Annotated in this window: 20 protein-coding genes; 11 read left to right on the plus strand and 9 right to left on the minus strand. The window is 71.3% G+C overall.

The features are described 5' to 3' along the window. Nucleotides 1-3: 3 nt before the first annotated feature. From AB0D34_RS16435 to AB0D34_RS16455, 5 genes are all read right to left on the minus strand, one after another. On the minus strand, nucleotides 4-1,506 hold the full coding sequence (locus AB0D34_RS16435) for an NAD(P)/FAD-dependent oxidoreductase (protein WP_362662027.1): 1,503 nt from the start codon (nucleotides 1,504-1,506) through the stop codon (nucleotides 4-6). Nucleotides 1,507-1,554: 48 nt separating this feature from the next. Further along, nucleotides 1,555-2,169 carry a DUF4126 domain-containing protein gene (locus AB0D34_RS16440; protein WP_362662029.1) on the minus strand — a complete coding sequence of 205 codons (615 nt, stop codon included), beginning with the start codon at nucleotides 2,167-2,169 and terminating at the stop codon, nucleotides 1,555-1,557. A gap of 406 nt (nucleotides 2,170-2,575) precedes the next feature. Continuing rightward, entirely contained in the window at nucleotides 2,576-3,208 is a 633-nt protein-coding gene (locus tag AB0D34_RS16445) for a TetR/AcrR family transcriptional regulator (protein WP_362662031.1), read from the minus strand. Between the two features lie 47 nt (nucleotides 3,209-3,255). Beyond that, nucleotides 3,256-5,340, minus strand: coding sequence for a YhgE/Pip domain-containing protein (locus tag AB0D34_RS16450; RefSeq protein ID WP_362662033.1), 2,085 nt, complete (start codon nucleotides 5,338-5,340; stop codon nucleotides 3,256-3,258). Next, nucleotides 5,312-6,040 carry an ATP-binding cassette domain-containing protein gene (locus AB0D34_RS16455; RefSeq protein WP_362662035.1) on the minus strand — a complete coding sequence of 243 codons (729 nt, stop codon included), beginning with the start codon at nucleotides 6,038-6,040 and terminating at the stop codon, nucleotides 5,312-5,314. The genes AB0D34_RS16450 and AB0D34_RS16455 overlap by 29 nt, the downstream gene beginning before the upstream one ends. Nucleotides 6,041-6,223: 183 nt before the next feature. On the opposite strand from AB0D34_RS16455, the gene AB0D34_RS16460 reads away from it, so the two are divergent. The 3 genes from AB0D34_RS16460 to AB0D34_RS16470 all read left to right on the plus strand — a co-directional run bounded on the left by AB0D34_RS16460 (nucleotide 6,224) and on the right by AB0D34_RS16470 (nucleotide 8,397). Further along, nucleotides 6,224-6,808 (plus strand): SAV_6107 family HEPN domain-containing protein, encoded by a 585-nt coding sequence (locus AB0D34_RS16460; protein WP_362662037.1) that lies wholly within the window; start codon nucleotides 6,224-6,226, stop codon nucleotides 6,806-6,808. A 145-nt stretch (nucleotides 6,809-6,953) separates the two neighbouring features. Continuing rightward, on the plus strand, nucleotides 6,954-7,724 hold the full coding sequence (locus tag AB0D34_RS16465) for a methyltransferase (RefSeq protein ID WP_362662039.1): 771 nt from the start codon (nucleotides 6,954-6,956) through the stop codon (nucleotides 7,722-7,724). Between the two features lie 277 nt (nucleotides 7,725-8,001). Continuing rightward, the gene (locus AB0D34_RS16470) at nucleotides 8,002-8,397 is read left to right on the plus strand and encodes a DUF3040 domain-containing protein (RefSeq protein ID WP_328746635.1); all 396 of its coding nucleotides are present in this window, start codon (nucleotides 8,002-8,004) and stop codon (nucleotides 8,395-8,397) included. 159 nt (nucleotides 8,398-8,556) lie between these two features. Here the strand turns inward: AB0D34_RS16470 and AB0D34_RS16475 are convergent, their stop codons facing one another. The 4 genes from AB0D34_RS16475 to AB0D34_RS16490 form a co-directional block, all read right to left on the minus strand. After that, nucleotides 8,557-10,968: a DUF3488 and transglutaminase-like domain-containing protein gene (locus tag AB0D34_RS16475; RefSeq protein ID WP_362662350.1), complete on the minus strand. Its 2,412-nt coding sequence runs from the start codon at nucleotides 10,966-10,968 to the stop codon at nucleotides 8,557-8,559. Continuing rightward, nucleotides 10,968-12,338 carry a DUF58 domain-containing protein gene (locus AB0D34_RS16480; protein WP_362662041.1) on the minus strand — a complete coding sequence of 457 codons (1,371 nt, stop codon included), beginning with the start codon at nucleotides 12,336-12,338 and terminating at the stop codon, nucleotides 10,968-10,970. The genes AB0D34_RS16475 and AB0D34_RS16480 overlap by 1 nt, the downstream gene beginning before the upstream one ends. Then, nucleotides 12,338-13,372: a MoxR family ATPase gene (locus tag AB0D34_RS16485; protein WP_362662043.1), complete on the minus strand. Its 1,035-nt coding sequence runs from the start codon at nucleotides 13,370-13,372 to the stop codon at nucleotides 12,338-12,340. Before AB0D34_RS16485 ends, AB0D34_RS16480 begins: the two co-directional genes overlap by 1 nt. A gap of 249 nt (nucleotides 13,373-13,621) precedes the next feature. Then, the gene (locus AB0D34_RS16490; RefSeq protein ID WP_362662044.1) at nucleotides 13,622-14,227 is read right to left on the minus strand and encodes a carbonic anhydrase; all 606 of its coding nucleotides are present in this window, start codon (nucleotides 14,225-14,227) and stop codon (nucleotides 13,622-13,624) included. Nucleotides 14,228-14,582: 355 nt separating this feature from the next. Here AB0D34_RS16490 and rsmH point away from each other — a divergent pair, with 355 nt between their 5' ends. The 8 genes from rsmH to ftsW all read left to right on the plus strand — a co-directional run bounded on the left by rsmH (nucleotide 14,583) and on the right by ftsW (nucleotide 25,103). Next, on the plus strand, nucleotides 14,583-15,539 hold the full coding sequence (rsmH, locus tag AB0D34_RS16495; protein ID WP_362662046.1) for a 16S rRNA (cytosine(1402)-N(4))-methyltransferase RsmH: 957 nt from the start codon (nucleotides 14,583-14,585) through the stop codon (nucleotides 15,537-15,539). 51 nt (nucleotides 15,540-15,590) lie between these two features. Further along, a complete protein-coding gene (locus AB0D34_RS16500; RefSeq protein WP_362662048.1) occupies nucleotides 15,591-16,160 on the plus strand; it encodes a hypothetical protein in 570 nt (189 codons plus the stop codon). 5 nt (nucleotides 16,161-16,165) lie between these two features. After that, nucleotides 16,166-18,142 (plus strand): penicillin-binding protein 2, encoded by a 1,977-nt coding sequence (locus AB0D34_RS16505; RefSeq protein ID WP_362662050.1) that lies wholly within the window; start codon nucleotides 16,166-16,168, stop codon nucleotides 18,140-18,142. Between the two features lie 183 nt (nucleotides 18,143-18,325). Then, entirely contained in the window at nucleotides 18,326-19,846 is a 1,521-nt protein-coding gene (locus tag AB0D34_RS16510) for a UDP-N-acetylmuramoyl-L-alanyl-D-glutamate--2,6-diaminopimelate ligase (RefSeq protein WP_362662052.1), read from the plus strand. 4 nt (nucleotides 19,847-19,850) lie between these two features. After that, the gene (gene murF, locus AB0D34_RS16515) at nucleotides 19,851-21,251 is read left to right on the plus strand and encodes a UDP-N-acetylmuramoyl-tripeptide--D-alanyl-D-alanine ligase (protein ID WP_362662054.1); all 1,401 of its coding nucleotides are present in this window, start codon (nucleotides 19,851-19,853) and stop codon (nucleotides 21,249-21,251) included. After that, a complete protein-coding gene (gene mraY / locus AB0D34_RS16520) occupies nucleotides 21,248-22,321 on the plus strand; it encodes a phospho-N-acetylmuramoyl-pentapeptide-transferase (protein ID WP_362662056.1) in 1,074 nt (357 codons plus the stop codon). Before murF ends, mraY begins: the two co-directional genes overlap by 4 nt. Then, nucleotides 22,303-23,721 carry a UDP-N-acetylmuramoyl-L-alanine--D-glutamate ligase gene (murD, locus tag AB0D34_RS16525; protein WP_362662058.1) on the plus strand — a complete coding sequence of 473 codons (1,419 nt, stop codon included), beginning with the start codon at nucleotides 22,303-22,305 and terminating at the stop codon, nucleotides 23,719-23,721. The genes mraY and murD overlap by 19 nt, the downstream gene beginning before the upstream one ends. Nucleotides 23,722-23,741: 20 nt before the next feature. Then, nucleotides 23,742-25,103, plus strand: coding sequence for a putative lipid II flippase FtsW (ftsW, locus tag AB0D34_RS16530; RefSeq protein WP_362662060.1), 1,362 nt, complete (start codon nucleotides 23,742-23,744; stop codon nucleotides 25,101-25,103). Nucleotides 25,104-25,109: the final 6 nt, after the last annotated feature.

Genomic DNA, 25,109 nt, shown 5'->3' on the forward strand with positions numbered 1-25,109 from the left:
ACCTCACTGAGAGCCGCGGAACTCCGGCCCCTCCACGATCAGTCCGGCGACCAGCGCACCCGACATCCCGGCGTGGGGGAGCCCACCGCCGGGGTGCGACCAGCCTCCGGCCGTGAACAGGCCCGGTACAGCGGTGCTGTTGGACGGATGCAGGGTGCCTTCGCCGCCCGCCAGGGAGGGCGGGGGGACGGCGCCGCCCTCGGCCCCCGTCTCCCGCTCGGTGTGCACGGGTGTCCGCACCTCGCGCCACAGGATTCGCTCCCGCAGCCCCGGCATCGCGCGCTCGGCGGCGGTGACCATCTTCTCCGCGAAGGCGTCGGCGGCCCCGGGGGCCGTCCAGTCGTAGGCTGCTCCGGACGCCACCGTCGCCGTCAGCACCATGGACTCGTGCTCCTCGTCGGGGCGCAGAGCGGGGTCGTCCGGCCGGTCGATCCGCACGGTGGGCTCGGGCAGTTCCCCGTGTGCGAACTCGGACAGCTCGCCCTCCGGGTCGGGGCCGTACACCACCGTGCGGTGCACGGCGTCCGGCTCCCGTGCTCCGCGCAGGGCGAGGCACACCACGACCCGGCCCGTGTGCAGATCCTCGGCGTCCGGGGGGACGTCCTTCGCGCCGTACAGCTCGCGCCTCGGCACGAGCCTGCGCAGTCGCCAGGGACCCGTGCCGACGACGGTGTCCGCCTCCACCACCGTCCCGTCGGCGAGTTCGACACCTGACGTGCGGCCGTCCTTCTCCAGCACCCCGGTCACTTCGGCGCCGAAGTGGAACTCGACCCTGCGCTGGACGCACCGCTCGTGAACCGCCCGCGCCAACTCCCGCATGCCGCCCCGGACATACCAGGTCCCGAAGGCATGCTCCATGTACGGCAGGATGGCGGCGCTCGCCGGAGCGGTGCCGGGGTCGACGCCGTACGCGAGCGCGTAGCCGTCCAGCAGGGCCGCGAGACGGGGGTCGCGCAGCTCCCAGGCGCCGATCTCGTACAGGGTGCAGGCCCGACGGGTGCGCAGCAGTCGCTTGTGCGGCACCGCCGGGTAGGGCTCGCGCATCAGCACCGACCAGTTCGGCCACAGCGGCTCCTCCAGGAGCGGTCTGCGGGTGCGGTCCCAGGCCTCGCGGGCCCGGATCAGGAAGTCGCCCCAGCGTGCGCCGGCGCCCGCGCCGAGGGCCTGGTCCAGAGCGGCCACCACTCCCGCGCGGGACGCGTTCGGCAGGGAGACCTCGGTGCCGTCCGCGAACACGTGCCGCGACGACGGATCGACCTGGACCAGATCGACGACCGACTCCAGGGGCTCCTTGCCGGTCTTGACGAACAGATCGCGGTAGACCGCGGGGAGCGTCAGCAGTCCGGGGCCGGTGTCGAAGGCGAAGCCGTCCCGCTCCAAGCGGCGCACCGCTCCGCCGTACGTCTCCGTACGCTCGTACACCGCCACCCGGTGGCCCGCGACGGCCAGCCGGGCGGCGGCCGCCATCGCGCCCATCCCGGCGCCGATCACCGCAATCCTTGCCATGCCTGCGACTTTATCGGCCGCCACTGACACTCCGGCCGACGCCCACCGTCAGCCGGGCGGTCGACCCACCAGCGCCGCGAGGCGTTTCTCCTCCCGGCGCTGCGCCCTTCGGCGTCGGAACCTCCTGATCCGGGAGATCAGGAAGAACAGCACCACCAGCCCCGCCACCAGCAGGACGCCCGCGATGATCGCCGCTGCCGTCGGGTGGAACATCGCGAACGTGACGATGCCGCCCACGCCGAGGTCCTCGGCCAGGCTCAGGACGATGTTGCTGAAGGGCTCGGGGGAGGTGTTCACGGCCATGCGGGTGCCCGCCTTGACCGTGTGGCTGGCAAGGGCCGTCGAACCGCCCACCAGGCCCGCGACCACGTCGTTGAGCGAACCGCTCTGGCCGGCCAGCAGGGCGCCGACCCAGGCGCCGGCCACCGGACGGACCACCGTGTGGACCGAGTCCCACGCGGAGTCGACGTACGGGATCTTGTCCGCCACCGCCTCGCACAAGAACAGCACGCCCGCGATGACGAGGACCTCGGGGCGTTGCAGGGTCTCGGGGACCTCGTCGCTCAGCCCCGTCGCGCCGAACACGCCGAGCAGCAGCACCACCGCGTACGCGTTGACGCCGCTGGCCCAGCCGCTCGTGAACACCAGAGGGAGTACGGACACGGACGCGATCGTAACCAGTCGGCCACAGGGCGTCCTGGGGATGAGCGCGCACAACTGAGTATCCGTACCTAGTGGGTGAGATGAGTACGCGCGCGGATGGGCTCCGACCTGGGTGAACGAGAGAGTGGAGGCACGGCGAAGGGGAACGGCTCCGGCACCGGCGACACGGGGCGCCGGAACGGAGCCACCCCGGACCCGCTCCTTCCGTCGGCCCAGGTCGGCGGGAGCGAGGCACGGGGGAACCCGGGAAAGCGGGGGAACGACCGAACGGGGGCCCAGTGGGGGGAAACGGGGGAACACACGGGGGTACGGGGGAAATCGGGGGAACAAGGAAGGCGCCGGTTCGAGGTGGCCCGCGGGGGACGCGGCCACAGCGGACCGGCGCTTTCGCATGCCGGGCCTCGCGTCAGCCCCGACGTCCGCTCACCCGCCCCTGCAACAGCCGCGACAGCGCCGCGTGCACGTCGTCCAGCGAGCGTTCGGGTTGGAAGGACTGCCAGTCCAGGGCAGCCACCAGGACCATGCCGACCAGGGCGGAAGCCGTGAGCGAGACGTCGATCTCCTCGCTGAACTCGCCGTTCTCCACGCCCTCGCGCAGCACGCCCTCCACGACCGCCACGGCCTCCTGACGGACCACCATGAGCGTGGACTTCCAGGCCCGGTTGGTGCGCCACAGCTCGGCCACGTACAGCTGGGTGAAGGCCGGGTAGCGGTCGATGAAGACGAGGCCCGCGCGGATCATCGCGTCCAGGGCGTCCACCTTGCCGCCACCGGCGCGTGCCGTCCCTTCGGCCGCCTCCCTCAGCGAGGCCGTGAGCAGACCCACGCCGTGCCGCAGCAACTCCTCGAAGAGGACGGACTTGCTTGCGAAGTTGTAGTAGACCGTGCCCTTCGCGACTCCGGCCCGCTCGGCGATCTCGTCGACCGTGGTGGCGGAGAAGCCCTGCTCGGCGATAAGCGTGACGGCCGCCTCGTAGAGCTTCTGCCGGGTGGCCTCGCGGCGCGTGCTGACGCCCGCCGTGGTGCTGCTGCTTTCCATGGTCCTGATTCTCACAGGTGAGGGCGCCCCTGAGGTCGTGGAAGGGCTCACAGGGTCAGCTCCGGGTGCAGCCGGTCGAGCGTCCACACCTGCCGTCGGCGGGCCGACACCGCGGTCAGCGCGAGGGCGCCCGCGGTGAAGGCGAGGAGCACCACGCACGCGTGCCACACAGGAGTGAGACCGCCGCCCGTGATGAGCCTCCTGAGGGCCTCGACGACGTAGCTCATCGGCAGGAAGGGGTGCAGCGCGTTGAAGAAGCCCGGACTCGTCTGGACGGGGTAGGTGCCGCCCGCCGAGGTCAACTGGAGCATCAGGAGGGCCAGTACGAGGATGCGGCCTGCCGCTCCGAAGCGGGCGTTCAGCCACTGGACGATCGCCGCGAAGCAGGCCGTCACCAGGAACAGGAAGCCCACGGTTCCGGCCGCGCGGGCCATCTGCAGGCCGACCGCCCAGTGCAGCACCGACATCAGGGCCACCGTCTGGAGCACCCCGATCGCCACCACCGGCAGCCAGCCCGCCAGCGCGATCCGCCAGGCCGAGGCACCGGCCGCGAGGGCACGCCGGTTCATCGGCGCGATCAGCATGTACGCCACCATCGCGCCCACCCACAGGGACAGCGGGATGAAGTACGGGGCGAACCCGGTGCCGTAGTTGGGCGCCTTGTGCAGGTCCTTGGAGACGAGCTGGACCGGGTCGGACATCACGTCGGTGCGCTGATCGCGGTCCTTCTTGTCGTAGTCGGGGATCTGCGAGGCACCGTCGTGCAGCCCGGTGGAGAGCTTCTCGGAGCCGTCGGCGAGCTTGTACATGCCGCCGCTCAGGGTGTCGGCCCCGCTCTTGAGCCGGCCGATGCCGCTGTCCAGGTCCTGTGCGCCGGTCCTCGCCGTACCGAGGCCCGAGTGGAGCGTCCTGGCCCCGGCGGCGACCTTCCCGGCGCCCTCGTTCAGCTTGTTGATCCTCGCTACGGCGTCGTCGAGGTCCTCGGAGAGCCGGGGCGCCCGGTCGGCGAGCACGCGGGCCTGCCGCTGAAGCGTGGCCAGCTGTCCGTCGAGCTTCTTCAGGTCGCCGTTCTGGTCGGCGACGAGCACGTTGACGTCGTCGGCGACCCGCGCCACGTCGGCGGCGGCCCGCCGTGCCTTCTTCAGGTCGGCGCAGGCGGCGTCCGGCAGCACCGGGTCCGTGCAGCGCGTCTTATAGACGGCGTTCAGGGTGTCGGCCGCCGTATGCGCGCCCTTGGCGGCCGCCGGGGCGGTCCTCACCAGGGTGTCGAGGTTGTGGCGGACGGCTCCGGCCGAGTCGGTGACGAGCCGGGCCGTGTCACCGATGCTCTCCTCGTTGTCCGCGAGGAACGGCCCCACCCTGTCCGCGACCCCGTTGACCTTGTCGGCGAGGGTCTGGGTGCCGTCGGCGACCTGGCGCGCTCCGTCCGCCAGATCGCCCGAGCCCGAGTCGAGCCTCTCCAGCCCGTCGGACAGCTTCCCGCTGCCCGCCTGGGCGTCGTCGAGGCCCGCGGCGAGGTCCTCGGACCCCTTCTCCGCCTTGCCGATGCCGCCTTCCAGGTCGTCGGCCCCGTTGGCGGCCTTCACCGTGGCGCCGTGGATGTCGGAGAAGGAGATGAAGATCCGGTCCAGGAAGGATCGCGAGGCCTTCGTGGAGGCGGCCTGGCGCACCTCGGCGAAGACCGTCCGCGAGATCTGCCCGACGATGTAGTTGTTGGCGTCGTTCGTACGGACCTGGAGCGCGCCGGTCTCGGGGGAGTCGCCCGCGCTGGAGGCGATCCGCCGGCTGAAGTCGACCGGCATCGTGAGCGACAGGTAGTACCTGCCGTCCTCGACGCCCTCCCGGGCCTCGGCCGCACTCACCTGCTGCCAGTCGAAGGTGTCACTGTCGCGCAGCCCCTTGGCGATCTCGTCCCCCGCCGCGAGCCTGCTGCCGTCGGCGGTGGCGCCCTTGTCGTCGTTCACGAGGGCCACGGGGATACGGTCCAGGCGGCCGTACGGGTCCCAGAAGGACCAGAGGTACAGGGCGCCGTACAGCAGCGGCAGCACCAGCAGGGCCACCAGGGCGGCCCGCGGCAGCTTGCCCCTGCCGAAGCGGCGCAGCTCAAGCGCGGCCAGTCGCGGCGAGCGCATCGGCCTCCTCCTTCCGGTTCCCGGGTCGCGTGGACACCGTCACGGCGTCCTGGGGCGCCTCGCTGCACACCGCCACGACCGTCGTCCCGGCCGCGGCGAGCGACCTGAGCAGCGCCCAGGCCTCGGTACGTTCGGCGTCGGACAGCTTCAGGTCCAGGTCGTCGATGCCGAGCAGCCGCGGCCGGCCGATCAGCGCCAGCGCGATCGACAGCCGCAGGGCCTCCAGGCGTTCCAGATCCCGTACGGCGGTCCGCGCACCCTTGGGCAGCGCCTCCCGGTCGAGCCCGGCGGCCGTCAGCGCGGTGTCGATCCGCAGCCTCGCCTCGGCCGCACCCTCGGCGCGGGGCCGCAGCAGCCCGCGTACCGAGTCGCCGAACCGCCGCTGCAGCAGCGCCCGTTCGCGCAGGTGCTCCCCGACGGTCAGCGCCGGGTCGAGGTCGGTGACCCCGGCGACATGGGCCAGGGCGCTGATCCGGCGCACCGCCGTCATCCGCTTCGGCAGCCGGGCCTCGCCCACGGTCGCTGTGCCCTCGGTGGCCTTCATCCGTCCGGTGAGCGCGAGGAGCAGGCTCGTGCGGCCCGAGCCGGACGGCCCCGCCACCGCGATCAGCGCCCCGGACTCCGCGGTGAGGTCGATCCCGCGGAAGGCCCAGCCGCGAGGCCCCTCGACCCCGAGACCCTCGGTCGTGACAGCTACCACGACCCACCCCCTGAGTTCTGGAAACGAGTTTTTGAACTGACTGGTCAGTGCAAAAACTAACCCGAACCTTCGATCGAAGCAAAAGCCCAGGTCAGAACGGATTGTCAGTGGCATACCTCACGATGGGCACATACGGCACTCCGTAGCGGGATGTGCCGTCAACCAGACGACAGGAGGTTCGTCATGGCCAGCTATCACGCAGCAGCCGCCCGTCGGCGCCGCGCCACCGGCCCTGCCCCCTCACTGACCGGTCCGGCGAGCGACGTGCACCCCGTCCTGCGCCGGACGACGGCCCCGCCCGCCGCCCTCGACCTGCTCGCCCAGGCCCGCGCGGGCCTCGACGAGGCCTCGGCGCTGGAGACGCCGAACGAGCGCTACGCGACGGCCCATCTCGCCGCCCTGCGCACCGCGGCCGCCGTCCTCGCCGCGCGGGGGCGCCCGGAGCCCACGCCCCGACGCCGTGCCAAGATCCGGAGCGCCTGGGAAGTGCTCCCCGAGATAGCGCCCGAACTCGCCGAGTGGAGCGCGCTGTTCGCTTCCGGGGCCCGGCGCCGTGCCCGGGCCGAGGCCGGCATCCAGGGCGCGGCCAGCCGCCGGGACGCGGACGACCTCATACGCGACGTGGCGATGTTCCTGCGGCTCGTCGAGCGGATGCTGGTGCTCCAGCCGGTCCTGCCACAGCCACGGCAGGACACTGAGGGCGCTCACGGACGGGAGGAGAGCGGCCACGGCAGCGACCACGACCGCGACTTCCCGGACGCGGGGTGACCGGTGCGCCGCGCGACGGATCCACCGAGGTCCGCCCTGCGAGACGGGCGGCCGGGCGCGCCACCGGAGTGACCGGGTGAGGTATCGGAGGCAATAGGGTGGAGGGCGCCTGAAGCTTCCCACTCGCGCCGAGGAGTCACCTGCCGTGTCGGACCCGCTGCGACCCCGCGCCTCCCTCCGTACCGCCGTGGTCTGGGAGGTCCTCCAGGACGCCCTCGACCGCCGGGTCAAGGCCACGGGACGCCAGGCGCTGGACGTCCTGGACACCGGAGGCGGCAGCGGCAACTTCGCGGTGCCCGTCGCCCGCCTCGGCCACCAGGTCACCGTCGTCGACCCCAGCCCCAACGCGCTGTTCGCGCTGGAGCGCCGCGCCGCCGAGGCCGGTGTCGCCGACCGGGTGAAGGGCGTCCAGGGCGATGCCCACGGCCTCTTCGACGTGGCCGAGCGCGGCGCCTACGACGTCGTGCTGTGCCACGGCGTCCTGGAGTACGTGGACGACCCGGCCGAGGGCGTGCGCAACGTGGTGGCCGCCCTGCGCCCCGAGGGCGTCCTCAGTCTGCTCGCCGCGGGACTCGGCGGCGCCGTGCTCACGCGGGCCCTGGCCGGCCACTTCAAGGAGGCCCGGCAGGCGCTCGACGACCCGAACGGCCGCTGGGGCGACGGCGACCCCGTGCCGCGCCGCTTCACCGCCGAACAGCTCACCGCGCTCGTCGAGGGCGCGGGACTCACCGTCGGCGCCGTGCACGGCGTGCGGGTCTTCGCCGACCTCGTCCCCGGCGTGCTCGTGGACACCGAGCCCGGCGCCCTGGAAGCCCTGCTGAAGCTGGAGGAGGCGGCGGCCGAGCTCTCCGCCTTCCACTCCGTGGCCACCCAGCTCCATGTGCTCGGCGAGACGCGGGAGGCCTCCGAGGCCTGAGCAGGCTCCTGTGCCGTAGTGCTGATCAGGTACTTGATGGCACATGGAGTACGCCACAGGCCCCCCGATCGGGCGCTCAGCGCCGTATGATCGAGGGAGACCGCCCGGCATGACGGGACGGCCGCTGGGGAATGACAAGATTCAGCGACCGGAGCGTTCATGGCGGAATCCGGTTGGCCAATTGGCGCAGAGGGGCGGGTTTCACGGGGGCGATTCCCTGCCTATCCTGAAGGGACCCCCCGAGTCGCCCCGGCGACTGCACGATGAGGAGGACGACGTGCCGCTCTCGGAGCACGAGCAGCGAATGCTCGAGCAGATGGAGCGAGCGCTGTACGCCGAAGATCCCAAGTTCGCGACAGCGCTTGAGGGAAGCGGGCTGCGTACGTACACCCGGCGACGGGTCTACCAGGCGGTCGCCGGCTTCCTCGTGGGTATCGCGCTCCTCATGGCAGGTATGGTCGCCAAGCAGGTGTGGCTCAGTGTGGTCGGCTTCCTGGTCATGCTGGGTTGTGCGGTGCTCGCCGTGACCGGTTGGCGCAAGGCTCCCAAGCCGGGCGAACAGCCCGCCGCGGGTGCTCCGCACGCCCGTCGCCAGGGACGGCAGAAGCGCTCGATGATGGACAGGATCGAGCAGCGCTGGCAGCGCCGTCGCGACGAGCAGGGCGGCCAGTAGCCGCTCCGACAGTTCCCACAGAACTCCTGAGGGGGTGGCCCACCCGGTCGGGTGGGCCACCCCCTCACGTATGCCCTCGGGTCGTCCTGCGTCCCCGACAGCACAGTGGCCCGGGCCATCACCGTTCCGTCACCCGGAGGCGCCCGGGAGCGGCGTTTTTCAGCCTTCCTGACCGGACGGCTTGCGCAGCGTCGGCCGGATCGCCGCCGCTCGGGTCGTGACCCCGGCCCACCACTCCGTCGCCGCCCACACCACCCGTGCGGTGGAACGCGGCGCGATCAGCGCGCGGATCCGGGTGCCCCGGCTGACCGAGCCGCGCAGTCCGCCGATCACGAGCTGGACGTCCTGGGCGAGGCCCACCGTCGCGCGGGGGCGCGGGGCGTAGAGCACCTGCTCCACGGCGTCCGCCACCCGGTGCACGGAGGCCGCGACCGTGGCGTCGAGATGCCCGAGCCGTACGATCCGCGCCGCGGCCTTGCGCGGGGTCTGCGAGTCGTCCGGCAGGATCCCGAAGTCCCACGCGGTGTCGGTGAGCTCCTGCCAGACCGCCAGGGTGTGCGCGGCGGTGCCCGCCTCACTGCGGCCGTGCGCGCCCAGACGTACCGAGCGGACGCGCAGCCGCCACAGCATCGGGGCCAGGGGAATCGCCAGCACGGCCAGCCCGACGAACACCCAGAACAACAGGGCCAGGTACCACCACGAGCCGCTCACACCCCACCAGGGGCCGCCGCTGTCCTTGGCCGCCGCGGCCGCCGGGGAAGCGCTGTCGCACTCCTGCAGCCTCCGCAGCTGGGCCGAGCAGCTCTCGCTCGCCGAGGGCGAGGCCGAGGGTGCGGTGGACGACCCCACGGAGGGCCGCGCCACGCCGGGGTCCACGCTGCCGGAGGAGTCCGGGACGGTGTACGAGGGCACCGTGCCTCGGGTCGGGGTGGGCTCGAAGCGGGTCCAGCCCACACCCTCGAAGTACAGCTCGGGCCAGGCGTGGGCGTCCTTCAGCCCCACCGACACCGAGCCGTCCGCCTGCGGGGTGCCGGGCGCGAAGCCCACCGCGACCCGGGCCGGAATGCCCAGCGAGCGGGCCATCGCCGCCATGGCGAAGGAGAAGTGGACGCAGAAGCCCTGCTTGTCCCGCAGGAAGTTGGCGATCGCGTTGGGCCCGTCGCCGACCTCCACCTGGGTGTCGTACTCGAAGCCGCCGGTCACCGCGAAGTAGTCCTGGAGCGCGACCGCCTCCTCGTAGCGGTTCTTCGAGCCCGCGGTGACCTCACGGGCGGTCTTGGCCACCACGGCCGGCAGCGAGTCGGGCAGCTCGGTGTACTCGCGCTCGATGGCCGGGGGAGGCGGGGGCGCCGCGGCGAGCTGTTCGGCCGTGGGCTGCACGTCCAGGCTCTTCACCTCGTACGTCAGCCCGCCCGTGTTCTGCCCGTGGTCGCCGACGAGCGCCATGCCCTGGGGCTCGTACCGCCAGCTGCCGCGGACCTTGACTCCGCTGGGCGGATACGGCATCGGCAGGTAGTTCTGCTGGTACCAGCCGGCCGCCGAGATGGTGGTCTCCACCTCGGCGCGCTTGACGTCCGAGGCGAGGCCGATCGGGGTGGGGAAGTCGTCCGGCACACCGGTGATGGACCGCTTGGACGGTTTCCAGGTCCGGCCGTCGAAGTCGTCCAGGGAGACGATCCGCAGGTACAGGTTGGAGACGTCGGTGCTGCTGCCGGTCTGCACGGACAGGGCCTGGCGGTCCTCGTCGACGTTCAGGCTGTCGCGCAGTGACAGCAGCGGGTTGACCGCGGAGATGGTGCCGCCGTTCCCGTTGCCGACGCCCACGCCCGTACCGTTGGCGTCCAGGAGGCCGCCGTTCATCGCCGGCAGGGCGAGCGGCACCACGAGGGCGACGCCCAGGGCGACCACGCCGATGCGCCGCCCGGTACGGACCGGTGCCACCGGACCGTTGTCACCGCCCGGAGTACGCGCCGCCCCGCCGAAGACGCGGCCCCACTGGGAGAGCCGGTCGCGCCCCTCGGCCAGGAGCAGCAGCAGATAACCGGCCGCCGCGACCAGGAACCAGAACCAGTCGCCGTGGCCTTCGGAGAGCCCCGCGGCGACGGAGTACAGCGCCAGCAGGGGCAGGCCCGCCGGGGCCGCGCTGCGGAAGGTCACCGCGAGGGTGTCCACCAGGAGCCCGACGACCAGGACGCCGCCCAACACCATCAGCTTGATGCCGTCGGACTCCAGCGGAGCCGGGATCGCGTACCGCGCGATGTCGTCGCCGCCCTGCTGCAGCAGGTCCGCGAAGTGCAGGAAGACGCCCGGTCCTGGGACGATCCCGAGGAAGGCCTGGTCGCGGGCGAAGACCAGGGTCAGCATGACCAGCGTGACGACGGCCTGGGCGGCCATGGTCAGCGGACGGGCCAGCGGTATCCGCCGGGCCGCCGCGCCCACGAGCGTCTGCACCCCGAGCAGCAAGGCGGCCTGCACGATCCAGGTGACCGGCTCCACCAGCGGGAGCAGGGCGCACGCGGCCATCAGCGTGGCCGCCCACGCGCACAGCGCAAGTCGCCCACGGCCGCTCATCATGATCCCTCCCCGACGCCGGCCGCGCCGACGCCCGTGCGCTCGCGGTCCGCGAGGCGCCACAGCTCCTCCAGGGCGGCGCCCCGCGGCACGCCCATGACCGTCCAGCCCGCCTCGCGCAGCATCCGCAGCCGCTCCTCGTGCCCGTCCGAGGGGCCGGGCACGTCGGACGGTTCCCGCACCCAGCTGTCGCTGTCCAGCACGAAGGCGAGCGCGCCCCCGCTGCGCTGCCGCATCTTGGCGGCCACCGTGGCCTGCTCCTCGTCGAGGTCGCCGAAGAAGGCCACCAGCAGCCCTTCGTTCCCGCTGCGCAGCACGTCGTAGGCGCGCGAGAGGCCGGTGCCGTCGGAGTGGTCGATCACCGCCAGGGTGTCCATCATCAGCCCGGCCGCGTCCGCCGTGCCCTGGCTGGCGCCCGCGAAGCCGTCGGCGCCCTCGCCGGGCACGGCGTTGCCGGTGTCCGTCAGCAGCCGGACGGAGAAGCCCCGTTCGAGCATGTGCACCAGGACGGAGGCGGCGCCCGAGACGGCCCACTCGAAGGCCGAGTCCGGGCCCGCGCCCGCGTAGGCGAGGCCCCGGGTGTCCAGGAGCACCGTGCAGCGGGCACGCTGGGGCTGTTCCTCGCGGCGCACCATCAGCTCGCCGTAGCGGGCGGTGGAGCGCCAGTGGACGCGGCGCAGATCGTCGCCGTAGCGGTAGCCGCGCGGGATCACGTCGTCCTCGCCGGCCAGGGCGAGCGAGCGCTGCCGCCCGTCGCCGTACCCCTTGGCCTCGCCGCTGAGGCGCACCGGCGGCAGTGCCTCCACGCGCGGGATCACGGTCAGGGTGTCGTACGTCGAGAAGGAGCGGGTCAGCTCGCACATGCCGAACGGGTCGGTCAGGCGCAGCTGGAGCGGGCCCAGCGGGTAGCGGCCGCGCAGGTCGGAGCGGACCCGGTAGGAGACTTCGCGGCGGCCGCCCGGCTCGACCCGGTCGAGCACGAAGCGAGGGCGCGGGCCGAGGACGTAGGGCACCCGGTCCTGGAGCATCAGCAGGCCGGTGGGCAGCCGGGAGACGTTGTCCATCCGCAGATGGACGCGGGCCTCGCTGCCGGCCGGTACGCGCGCGGGGGAGAGCCTTCGGCTGCCCGCGACCCGGTAGCGGGTGCGGTAGAGCACGGTGGCGCAGACCAGGGGCAGCACGGCCAGCAGGAGGCCGACCCTGAGCAGGTCGCTCTGGCCCAGGACGTACGCGCAGACGGCCGCGGCTATCCCGGCGGCGAAGAAGGAGCGGCCCCGGGTGGTCAGGCCGGCCAGTGCCGTGCGGACCCCGCCCTTGTCGCCGCGGTCCACATCGGGCCCTTCGGCGCTTCCGGGCCCACCGGCGGACATCACAGGCTCCGCGGCGGCTGCTGCGGATACGCGGGCGTGCCGCGGCCGATACCGAGACCGCCCTGCTGGGGCGCCGCCGGGACCGGGGTGCGCTGCAGGATCTCCTGCACGACCTGCTCCGAGGTGCGCCGGTTCAGCTGGGCCTGGGCGGTGGGCAGCAGACGGTGGGCGAGGACCGCGACGGCGAGCGCCTGGACGTCGTCCGGCAGCGCGAACTCGCGGCCGCTGAGGGCGGCGGATGCCTTGGCGGCGCGCAGCAGGTGCAGCGTCGCGCGCGGGGAGGCGCCGAGTCTGAGGTCGGGGTGGGTGCGGGTGGCGGAGACCAGGTCGACGGCGTACCGCCGGACCGTTTCGGCGACATGGACGCCGCGGACGGCCTCGATGAGCTTCACGATGTCGTGGGCGTGCGCCACCGGCTGGAGGTCCTCCAGCGGGCTCACCCCGCCGTGGATGTCGAGCATCTGCAGCTCGGCCTCCGCACTGGGGTAACCGACCGAGACGCGCGCCATGAAGCGGTCGCGCTGGGCCTCCGGGAGCGGGTAGGTGCCCTCCATCTCGACCGGGTTCTGGGTGGCGACCACCATGAAGGGGCTGGGCAGCTCGTAGGTCTGCCCGTCGATGGTGACCTGGCGCTCCTCCATGGACTCCAGAAGGGCCGACTGGGTCTTCGGCGAGGCGCGGTTGATCTCGTCGCCGATCACGATCTGCGCGAAGATCGCGCCCGGCTTGAACTCGAAGTCCCGGCGCTGCTGGTCCCAGATGGACACGCCCGTGATGTCCGAGGGCAGCAGGTCGGGCGTGAACTGGATACGGCGCACCGAGCAGTCGATGGACCGCGCCAGGGCCTTGGCCAGCATGGTCTTGCCGACGCCGGGGACATCCTCGATCAGAAGATGTCCCTCGGCGAGCAGCACGGTCAGCGAGAGCCGTACGACCTCGGGCTTCCCCTCGATCACGCCCTCCACCGAACTGCGTACCCGCTCCACGACGGCGGTCAGATCAGTGAGGCTCGATCGATCGTCATAGGTGGTCACCCGGCCCTCCTCGGCCCGTACTTTCAGGGCCGACGCTCTGTGATGCGTAACCGGCCCACCCCGAATCACGGACACCACGCGTGAAAAGTTCCGCGCGACGCCACAACCGCATTCTTGCTGCCGTTACCGATTCGTGTCACTCGACTGTGGACAACTGGCTGCACTATGTCGGGTCTTACGGCGTTTTGGGCACCCCGAGGGCCGAAATCAACAGCGAAACGACAGCTACGGCAGCCGGTCGCGCCGCTCTCAGGCCGGGTCGATCTCGCGCAGCAGACCCGTCTTCACGTCGAACACGAAGCCGCGCACGTCGTCGGTGTGGAGCAGGAACGGCGAGGTCCGCACGCGCTGCATGGACTGCCGTACGTCCTGTTCGACGTCCCGGAAGGCCTCCACCGCCCACGCCGGGCGCTGTCCGACCTCCATCTCCAGATCGGTGCGGAAGTCCTCGGTGATCGCCTCCAGACCGCAGCCGGTGTGGTGGATCAGGACGACGCTGCGGGTGCCGAGCTTGCGCTGGCTGATGGTGAGCGAGCGGATCACGTCGTCGGTGACCACACCACCCGCGTTGCGGATGGTGTGGCAGTCGCCGAGCTCCAGGCCGAGCGCGGCGTGCAGGTCGAGGCGGGCGTCCATGCAGGCCACGACGGCGACGTGCAGGACCGGGCGGGCGTCCATCCCGGGGTCGGTGAACGCGGAGGCGTAGCGCTCGTTGGCGTCGACCAGGCGGTCGGTCACGGAGCCACCGCGGGGTATGGCGCCTTCGGTGGGAACGGGTGCGGAAGTCGTCATAGCCATGACGGTACTGGTCACGGCTGTTCCGGTCCTGTCGTGAGAAGGGAAAAAGAGCGTCATCACGTCCTCTGTGTGAGGTAACCCACAAGGGTGCCGGGTGCGTCCGAACGGGCGGTTTCCGTTCATTCGCCGCTTCGTGCCCGCGTCGGTGCGCGACGCGCAGGCCGGTTGATTGACCGCGCGACACCGTGGACTAAAGTGACGCGAAGCGGGAGGCGAGGCCTCCCTGCTGACATTCCCCGGAGGCCCCCGGCGCAGGCGCGGACGGCCTCCCCACGTGCGCGGCGCGTACGTACGGCTCGGCCTCCTCCCGCTCCCGGTCGGCTGACGCTTCCGGCGCCGGCAGGCCTCCCCTTCCACGAGCGGGCGGGGACCCGGCGGTGCGTAGGGGCCGTGCCGGACCTGAGAGGGCCCCTTGAGCCAGAGTCGACACGTCCCGGTGATGCTCCAGCGGTGCCTGGACCTGTTGGCCCCCGCGCTGGAGCGGCCCGGAGCGGTGGTCGTCGACTGCACGCTCGGCCTCGGCGGCCACAGCGAGGCCCTGCTCCAGCGGTTCCCGCAGGCCCGGCTCGTCGGTCTCGACCGCGACAAGGAGGCCCTGCGCCTGTCCGGCGAGCGGCTCGCACCCTTCGGTGAGCGCGCCACGCTCGTCCACGCGGTCTACGACGAACTCCCCGATGTCCTCGACCGGCTCGGCATCGCGCGCGTGCAGGGCGTCCTCTTCGACCTCGGCGTCTCCTCCATGCAGCTCGACGAGGCCGACCGCGGGTTCGCCTACGCCCAGGACGCCCCCCTCGACATGCGCATGGATCAGACGACCGGCATGAGCGCCGCCGAGGTCCTGAACACCTATCCGGCGGGCGAGCTGGTGCGGATCCTTCGGGCGTACGGCGAGGAGAAGCAGGCCAAGCGGATCGTGTCCGCGATCGTGCGTGAGCGCGACAAGGAGCCGTTCACGAACAGCGCCCGGCTCGTCGAGCTGATCCGCGACTCCCTGCCGCAGGCCGCCAAGCGCACCGGCGGCAACCCGGCCAAGCGCACCTTCCAGGCCCTGCGCATCGAGGTCAACGGCGAACTCTCGGTCCTGGAGCGGGCGATCCCGGCCGCGGTGGAGGCGCTCGCGGTGGGCGGCCGGATCGCGGTGCTGTCGTACCACTCGCTGGAGGACCGGCTGGTCAAGCAGGTGTTCGCGGCCGGTGCCGCCAACACCGCCCCGCCCGGCCTGCCCGTCGTCCCCGAGCAGTACCAGCCCCGGCTCAAGCTGCTCACGCGCGGTGCCGAACTTCCCACCGAGGAAGAGATCGCCGAGAACCGGCGGGCCGCACCGGCGCGTTGCAGGGGCGCCGAGCGAATCAGGGAGTCCATCGAGTGAAGTCCGTGAGGCGCGTACGTGAGTGGGGAAACCGGACTCACTGGAGGGCGTGTGAGTAGGAAACCCGAACTGAAGGGGAGGGCGGCCCGTCTCGTGCGCCTCTTCCCCGGTCCCACGGGCTCCGGACAGGCGGCCCGTACCCCCTTCGTGCTCCTCGTGGTGCTCCTCCTCGGCGGCGGCCTCATCGGGCTGCTGGTGCTGAACTCCGCGCTCAGCGAAGGGTCGTTCAAGCTCACCGACCTCCAGAAGGAGACCAAGGGCCTCACCGACGAGGAACAGGGGCTCCAGCGGGACGTCGACGCCTACTCCGCCCCCGACGCCCTGGTGCGCCGCGCCCGTGAACTCGGCATGGTGCCCGGTGGCGACCCGGCCTTCCTCGACCCCGACGGCACCGTCAAGGGCGTCCCGTCGCCCGCCTCCGGCGCCGAGCAGGCCTCCGCGCGGATGCCGCTCGTCCTCGCGCCCGAGGCGATCGGCACCGTGACGGTCCCGACGCCGACGGTCAGCCCCACGCCGACGGAGGCTCCCGCGCAGGCCCCCGAGGCCGTCGTGGAGACCCCTGAGGCCGATCCCTCCGCTGTCCCGCCCTCCACCTACCCGACCCCGACCCCCGGCAGGTGACGGAAGTGTCCGACGATTTCGGCAGGCAGCCGCCGCGCCGCCGTGTGCCCGGACCCGCGCGCCCCGAGCGCTCCGCCCGCCCCGTCGGCCGGCCGCGCCCCGGGCCCGGTGCCCGTCCGGCCCGCCGCCCCGCGGCGCCTCGCCAGGCGGCCCCCAAGACCATCCGCCTGGGCAGCCCCCGCCCCCGGCTGCGTCTGGTCGGCCTCGCGCTGACGCTGGTGCTCGCCGCCTTCGTCGTACGACTGCTCCAGGTGCAGGCCGTCGACGCCAGCACCTACGCCGCCAAGGCCGAGCAGAACCGGTACGTCGGCTACACCCTGGCCGCCGAGCGCGGCGGGATCACCGACCGGGACGGCGTGGCCCTCGCGACCAGCGAGGACGCGTACGACATCACGGCCGACCCCACGCTCTTCACCCGCGAGCAGCTGAAGGTCGATGACGGGCCCGAGCAGGCCGCCGCGCTGCTGGCGCCGATCCTGGGGCAGGAGCAGGAGACGATCGTCAAGAAGCTGCGGCCCAAGGACAAGAAGCTGCGCTACGTCCTGCTCGCGAGCCGCCAGACCCCGCAGGTCTGGAAGCAGATCAAGGACCTCAAGTCCGCGCTCGCGACCAAGGCGGAGACCGACCCGAGCACGGCCAACGTCCTCGGAGGCGTCCTGTCCGTACCGACCACCAAGCGTGTGTACCCGAACGGCGACCTCGCCGCCGGGATACTGGGCTGGGTCAACGCCGACGGCAAGGGCGGCGGCGGGGTCGAGCAGCAGTTGAACACCCTGCTGGCCGGTAAGGACGGCAAGATCCGCTACGCCCAGTCCGGCGGCCGCCAGGTGCCCACCGTGGGCTCCACCGAGACCCCCGCGGTGCCCGGCAGCGACGTCGAACTCACCATCGACCGCGACATCCAGTGGGCCGCCCAGCAGGCCATCACCGACCAGGTGAAGGAGTCCAAGGCGGACCGCGGGTACGTGATAGTGCAGGACACGCAGACCGGCCAGGTCCTCGCCATGGCCAACGCGCCCGGCTTCGACCCGAACGACCTGTCCAAGGCGAGCTCGGTGAACATGGGCAACGCGGCTCTCCAGGACGCCTACGAGCCCGGTTCCACCGCCAAGGTCATGTCGATGGCCGCCGTACTGGAACAGGGCGTCGCCACCCCGCTCACGCATGTGATCGTGCCCAACCGGCTGCACCGCGGTGACCGGCTCTTCAAGGACGACATCGACCACGAGACCTGGTACCTCACGCTCAACGGCGTGCTCGCCAAGTCGTCGAACATCGGCACCATCCTGGCGACCGGCCAGCTCGGCAAGACCCAGGCGCAGGCCAACCAGGTCCTCTACTCCTACCTGCGCAAGTTCGGCCTCGGCCGCTACTCCGGGCTCGACTTCCCCGGCGAGACCCCGGGCATCCTCGCCAAGCCCGCCGACTGGTCGACCTCGCAGCAGTACACGATTCCTTTCGGCCAGGGTGTCTCCCTCAACGCGATGCAGGCGGCGTCCGTCTACTCGACGATCGCCAACGGCGGTGTCCGCGTCGAACCCACGCTCGTGCGCGGCACGAAGGGGCCCGACGGGCGCTTCACCCCCGCCGCGAAGCCCAAGGAGACAAGGGTCGTCAGTGCCAAGACGGCCAAGACGCTCGCCCGGATGCTGGAGTCGGTCGTGGACGACGAAGAGGGCACCGGCACCAAGGCACGCATCCCCGGCTACCGGGTCGCGGGCAAGACGGGTACGGCCAACCGCGTGGATCCGGCCACCGGCAAGTACAAGGGCTACACCTCGTCGTTCGCCGGGTTCGCACCCGCCGACAAGCCCCGGATCACCGTCTACTGCGCCATCCAGAACGCCACCAAGGGCAGTTACTTCGGCGGCCAGATCTGCGGACCCGTCTACAAGCAGGTCATGGAGTTCGCGCTGAAGTCCCTTCAGGTCCCGCCCACGGGGGCGAAGGCCGCGAACTTCCCTGTCACCTACTCGCCCTGATCAGCAGCACCTCATCAGCACCTCGGAAAGGCCACCAGGAACCACCTCGTGACGACGATCACCTCCGATTCCGGGAACCAGGGCACGCCTCGCCCCTCACTTCGCTCCGAGGCGGGTGCGCCCGGTACGCTCACCGCCGTGCCACACGCTGATCAGTCCCAAACCACCCAGAAGGGCGCACCCGTGACATATCCGGGACCGCCCCGGCCGGTCCGGGTCTCCGCAACACCCCTCGCGGAGCTCGCCGATCAGCTGGGTGCCGATGTGCCGAAGAGCGGCGCGGGGGTCACGGGCATCACCCACGACTCGCGTGCCGTCCGCCCCGGCGACCTGTACGCCGCTCTCCCGGGCGCCCGTCTGCACGGCGCCGACTTCGTCACCCAGGCCCTCGGCCTGGGCGCCGTCGCCGTGCTGACCGACCCGACCGGCGCCGAGCGCGCCGCGGCGACCGGGCTTCCTGTCCTGGTCGTCGACGACCCGCGCGCGCGGATGGGCGAACTGGCGGCCACGATCTACGGCCACCCCGGCCGCGACCTGCTCCAGATCGGCATCACCGGCACCTCGGGCAAGACCACCACCGCCTATCTCGTCGAGGGCGGTCTGAAGGTCAAGAACAACACCGGCCTGATCGGCACCGTCGAGATGCGCATCGGTGACGAGCGCATCAAGTCCGAGCGCACCACGCCCGAGGCCACCGATCTCCAGGCCCTGTTCGCGGTCATGCGCGAGCGCGGGGTCGAGGCGGTCGCCATGGAGGTCTCCAGCCACGCGCTGGTCCTCGGCCGGGTCGACGGCTGTGTCTTCGACATCGGCGTCTTCACCAACCTGAGCCCGGAACACATGGAGTTCCACTCCGGCATGGAGGACTACTTCCAGGCGAAGGCACAGCTGTTCACGCCGAAACGCAGCCGTCTCGGCGTCGTCAACCTCGACGACGAGTACGGCCGCCGGCTCGTCAAGGAAGCCACTGTCCCGGTCGTCACCTTCTCCGCCGAGGGCCACCCGGACGCCGACTGGCGTGCCGCGGACGTCCAGGTCGGCCCGATGGACTCGACGTTCACCGTGATCGGCCCCGAGGGCGAGCGGATCGAGGCCAGGTCGCCGCTGCCGGGCCCCTTCAACGTGGCGAACACCCTCGCCGCGATCGTCGCCCTCGCCGCCGCGGGACTCGACCCGCAGACCGCAGCCGACGGTGTCGCCGCGGTGCCGGGAGTGCCGGGCCGTCTGGAGCGCGTGGACGCCGGACAGCCGTATCTCGCGGTGGTGGACTACGCCCACAAGACGGACGCCGTCGAGTCCGTCCTCAAGGCGCTCCGCAAGGTCACCGAGGGCAGCCTGCACATCGTGCTGGGCTGCGGAGGCGACCGTGACCGGACCAAGCGCGGGCCCATGGGCGCCGCCGCGGCCCGCCTCGCCGACACCGCCGTACTGACCTCCGACAACCCACGCTCGGAGGACCCCCTCGCGATCCTCGCAACCATGCTCGAAGGTGCGGCGTCCGTGCCAGTACACGAGCGTGGCGAGGTCCAGGTCTTCGAGGACCGGGCCGCCGCGATCGCCGCAGCCGTCGCCCGAGCACGGCCCGGAGACACCGTGCTGGTCGCGGGCAAGGGCCATGAGCAGGGCCAGGACATCGCCGGGGTGGTCCGTCCCTTCGACGACCGCCAGGTGCTTCGAGAAGCCATCCAGAAGACCCAGGGATGAACTTGTGATCGCCCTCTCTCTCGCCGAGATCGCCTCAGTCGTCGGCGGGCAGACGCATGACATACCGGATCCGTCGGTGCAGGTGCACGGGCCCGTCGTCATCGACTCCCGGCAGGTGAAGGACGGCAGTCTGTTCGCCGCCTTCGTGGGGGAGCGCGTCGACGGCCACGACTACGCCGACCAGGCCGTCCAGGCGGGGGCGGTGGCCGTGCTGGCCCAGCGTCCCGTCGGTGCACCCGCGATCATCGTCGACGACGTCCAGACCGCCCTCGGCGCCCTCGCACGTCATGTCGTACGACGGCTCGGCGCGACCCTGGTCGCCCTCACCGGCTCGGCCGGCAAGACCAGCACCAAGGACCTGATCGCGCAGGTGCTGCGGAGCAAGGCGCCGACGGTGTTCACGCCGGGCTCGCTCAACAACGAGATCGGGCTGCCGCTCACCGCCCTCACCGCCACCGAGGAAACCCGTTTCCTCGTCCTGGAGATGGGCGCCCGCGGCATCGGCCACATCGCCTACCTCACGGATCTGACGCCCCCGAAGATCGGTCTCGTCCTGAACGTCGGCACCGCCCACATCGGCGAGTTCGGCGGCCGCGAGCAGATCGCGCAGGCCAAGGGCGAACTCGTGGAGGCCCTTCCCGAAGACGGCACCGCGGTACTCAACGCCGACGATCCCCTCGTACGGGCCATGGCATCCCGTACGAAGGCGAAGGTGATCCTTTTCGGAGAGTCCGGCGAAGCGGACGTACGCGCCGAGAACGTGCGACTCATGGACAGCGGACAGCCCGCCTTCATGCTCCACACACCCTCCGGTGCAAGCGAAGTGACCATGCGCCTGTACGGTGAGCACCACGTGTCGAACGCGCTCGCCGCGGCCGCCGTCGCCCATGAGCTGGGCATGTCCGCAACCGAGATCGCCACCGCGCTCTCCGGGGCGGGCTCCCTCTCCCGCTGGCGTATGGAGGTCACCGAGCGCCCGGACGGCGTGACCATCGTCAACGACGCCTACAACGCGAACCCCGAGTCCATGCGAGCCGCTTTGCGCGCGCTCGCGGCGATGGGCAAGGGGCGGCGGACCTGGGCGGTGCTCGGCAAGATGGCCGAGCTCGGGGACGAGGCGCTCGCCGAGCACGACGCGGTCGGACGGCTCGCCGTCCGGCTCAATGTCGGCAAGCTCGTCGCGGTCGGGGGCAGGGAAGCGTCCTGGCTGCAACTGGGCGCATATAACGAGGGTTCGTGGGGTGAGGAGTCGGTGCACGTGTCCGACGCACAGGCGGCGGTCGACCTGCTGCGCAGTGAGTTGCGCCCGGGAGACGTCGTCCTCGTGAAGGCGTCCCGTTCGGTCGGTCTGGAGAGCGTCGCCCAGGCGCTGCTCGACGCCGAGGGTGAGGTTGCCGCCCGATGATGAAGCAGATCCTGTTCTCAGGAGTCATCGGCCTCTTTCTGACCCTGGTCGGCACCCCGCTGCTGATCAAGCTGCTCGCGCGCAAGGGTTACGGCCAGTACATCCGGGACGACGGCCCGCGCGAGCACGCCAGCAAGCGCGGTACACCGACGATGGGCGGTATCGCCTTCATCCTGGCGACCGTCGTCGCGTACTTCCTGTCCAAGGTCATCACCGGCTACCCGCCCACCTACTCGGGTCTGCTGGTGCTCGGCCTGATGTGCGGGATGGGCCTGGTCGGCTTCCTCGACGACTACATCAAGATCGTCAAGCGGCGTTCGCTGGGCCTGCGGGCCAAGGCGAAGATGGCGGGCCAGCTGATCGTCGGCATCAGTTTCGCGGTGCTCGCGCTGATGTTCCCGGACGCCCGCGGCAACACCCCGGCCTCCACCAAGCTGTCGTTCATCACCGACTTCGGCTGGAAGATCGGCCCGATCCTGTTCGTGGTCTGGGCCCTGTTCATGATCCTCGCCATGTCGAACGGGGTGAACCTCACCGACGGTCTGGACGGCCTCGCCACGGGCGCCTCCGTCCTCGTCTTCGGCGCCTACACGTTCATTGGCGTCTGGCAGTTCCAGGAGTCCTGCGCCAACGCGGGCACCCTGACCAACCCGAACGCCTGTTACGAGGTGCGCGATCCGCTCGACCTCGCGGTGATCGCCTCCGCGCTGATGGGTGCCTGTCTGGGCTTCCTGTGGTGGAACACCTCGCCGGCCAAGATCTTCATGGGCGACACCGGTTCGCTCGCGCTCGGCGGTGTCCTGACCGGCCTCGCGATCCTGTCCCGCACCGAGCTGCTGGTCGCCATCATGGGCGGTCTGTTCGTCCTCATCACGATGTCGGTCGTCATCCAGGTCGGCTCCTTCCGGATGACCGGCAAGCGCGTCTTCCGCATGGCACCGCTCCAGCACCACTTCGAACTCAAGGGCTGGTCCGAAGTCCTCGTGGTGGTCCGTTTCTGGATCATCCAGGGCATCTGTGTGATCGTCGGACTGGGTCTCTTCTACGCGGGATGGGCAGCAGAGAAGTGATCGACCTGCAGGGTATGCGCGTCACCGTCGCCGGGCTCGGCGTCTCCGGCATCCCGGCGGCCAAGGTGCTGCACGCGCGCGGGGCGCACGTCACGGTCGTCAACGACGGCGACGACGCACGCGCGCGTGAGCAGGCCGCCGAGTTGGAGGCGCTCGGCGTCACCGTGCGCCTCGGCGACGGCGCGACCCTGCCCGAGGGCACCGAACTCGTCGTCACCGCGCCCGGCTGGAAGCCGGACAAGCCGCTGTTCACGGCGGCCCGCGCGGCCGGCGTCGAGATCTGGGGCGACGTCGAACTCGCCTGGCGGCTCAGGGGCCCCGACGCGGCCCCCTGGCTCGCGATCACCGGCACCAACGGCAAGACGACCACCACCCAGATGCTGGCGTCGATCCTGAAGGCCGCGGGTCTGCGCACCGCGGCCGTCGGCAACATCGGCATCTCCGTGCTCGACGCCGTGCTCGGCGAGGAGCAGTACGACGTGCTCGCCGTGGAGTTGTCGAGCTACCAGCTGCATTGGGCGCCCTCGCTGCGCGCCCACTCCGCCGCCGTGCTCAACCTCGCCCCCGACCATCTCGACTGGCACGGCTCCATGGAGGCGTACGCCGCCGACAAGGGCCGCATCTACGAGGGCAATCGGGTCGCCTGCGTCTACAACGTCGCCGACAAGGCCACCGAGGACCTGGTGCGCGAGGCGGACGTCGAGGAGGGCTGCCGGGCCGTCGGCTTCACCCTCGGCACCCCCGGGCCGTCCCAACTCGGCGTCGTCGAGGGCATCCTGGTCGACCGGGCCTTCGTCGAGGACCGGCACAAGAACGCACAGGAACTCGCCGAGATCTCCGACGTCAACCCGCCGGCCCCGCACAACATCGCCAACGCCCTTGCTGCGGCCGCCCTCGCACGCGCATTCGGGGTGCCCGCACGGGCCGTACGGGACGGGCTGCGGAACTTCACCCCGGACGCACACCGCATCGCCCACGTGGCCGCCGTGGACGGTGTCGCGTACGTCGACGACTCCAAGGCCACCAACACCCACGCGGCGGAAGCCTCGTTGGCGGCCTACGAGTCGATCGTGTGGATCGCGGGCGGGCTCGCCAAGGGCGCGACCTTCGACGAGCTGGTCACCAAGTCGGCAAAGCGACTTCGCGGGGTCGTGCTCATCGGCCAGGACCGCGCCCTGATCCGCGAAGCCCTGGCGCGACACGCCCCGGAGGTACCCGTGGTCGACCTCGACCGGACCGACACTGGGGCGATGCTCGCGGCTGTCCAGGAGGCCTCCCGCCTCGCCGTCGCAGGTGACACGGTGCTGCTGGCCCCGGCCTGCGCCTCGATGGACATGTTCGCCAACTACAACAAGCGCGGTGACGCGTTCGCGGAGGCGGTTCGCGAACTCGGCTCCTGACCGACGTAGCGGAGGCGTTGATGCCCACCAGCCGTACCGGCAGGCCCCCCGTGCAGCGGGCGCCCCGCCGCCCCGCCGTCTCCCGGCCGCCCCGCGACAACCCCGTACGACGGCTGTACGGCAACGCCAGGCGCGCCTGGGACCGGCCGCTGACCGCGTACTACCTGATCCTCGGCGGCAGTCTGCTGATCACCGTGCTCGGTCTGGTGATGGTGTACTCGGCCTCCCAGATCACGGCTCTGCAGATGTTGTTGCCGGGGTCCTTCTTCTTCCGCAAGCAGTTCCTGGCCGCCGTCATCGGCGCCGTCCTGCTGCTGATCGCCTCCCGGATGCCGGTCAAGCTGCACCGGGCGCTCGCCTACCCGATCCTGGCGGGCGCGGTCTTCCTGATGGCCCTCGTACAGGTGCCGGGGATAGGGATGTCGGTCAACGGCAACCAGAACTGGATCTCGCTCGGCGGCTCCTTCCAGATCCAGCCCAGCGAGTTCGGCAAGCTCGCCCTCGTGCTGTGGGCGGCCGATCTGCTCGCCCGCAAGCAGGACAAGAAGCTGCTGACCCAGTGGAAGCACATGCTGGTGCCGCTCGTCCCGGTCGCCTTCCTGCTGCTGGGGCTGATCATGCTCGGCGGCGACATGGGTACGGCGATCATCCTGACTGCGATCCTGTTCGGCCTGCTGTGGCTGGCGGGGGCGCCGACCCGGCTGTTCGTCGGCGTCCTGTCGATCGCCGGGCTGATCGGCATGATCCTTATCAAGACCAGCCCCAACCGCATGGCCCGGCTCGCCTGCATCGGCGCCACCGAGCCCAAGTCGGGGGCCGCCGACTGCTGGCAGGCCGTGCACGGCATCTACGCCCTCGCCTCGGGCGGAATCTTTGGCTCCGGGCTCGGCGCGAGTGTGGAAAAATGGGGCCAACTACCCGAAGCCCACACCGACTTCATCTTCGCCGTCACCGGTGAGGAACTGGGCCTCGCGGGGACGCTGTCGGTGCTCGCCCTCTTCGCGGCCCTAGGCTATGCGGGTATCCGCGTGGCCGGACGCACGGAGGACCCCTTCGTCAGGTATGCCGCGGGAGGCGTGACCACCTGGATCACCGCTCAGGCGGTGATCAACATCGGTGCGGTGCTCGGTCTGCTGCCGATCGCCGGTGTCCCGCTCCCGCTGTTCTCCTACGGAGGCTCCGCCCTGCTGCCGACCATGTTCGCCATCGGGTTGCTGATCGCGTTCGCGCGCGACGACCCCGCTGCGCGGGCGGCGCTTTCGCTGCGGCAACCTCGCTTTGGTAGAAAGCGGGCGGGAGGCGCCGCGTCGGCACGGGGGCCTCGGAGATGGAACACGATGAGACGGCGCGCCCCAGCGGCGCGGTCGTCCGGAGAGCGGTGAATTTCG

This window comes from Streptomyces sp. NPDC048420, from assembly GCF_040651535.1.
Lineage (GTDB): Bacteria > Actinomycetota > Actinomycetes > Streptomycetales > Streptomycetaceae > Streptomyces.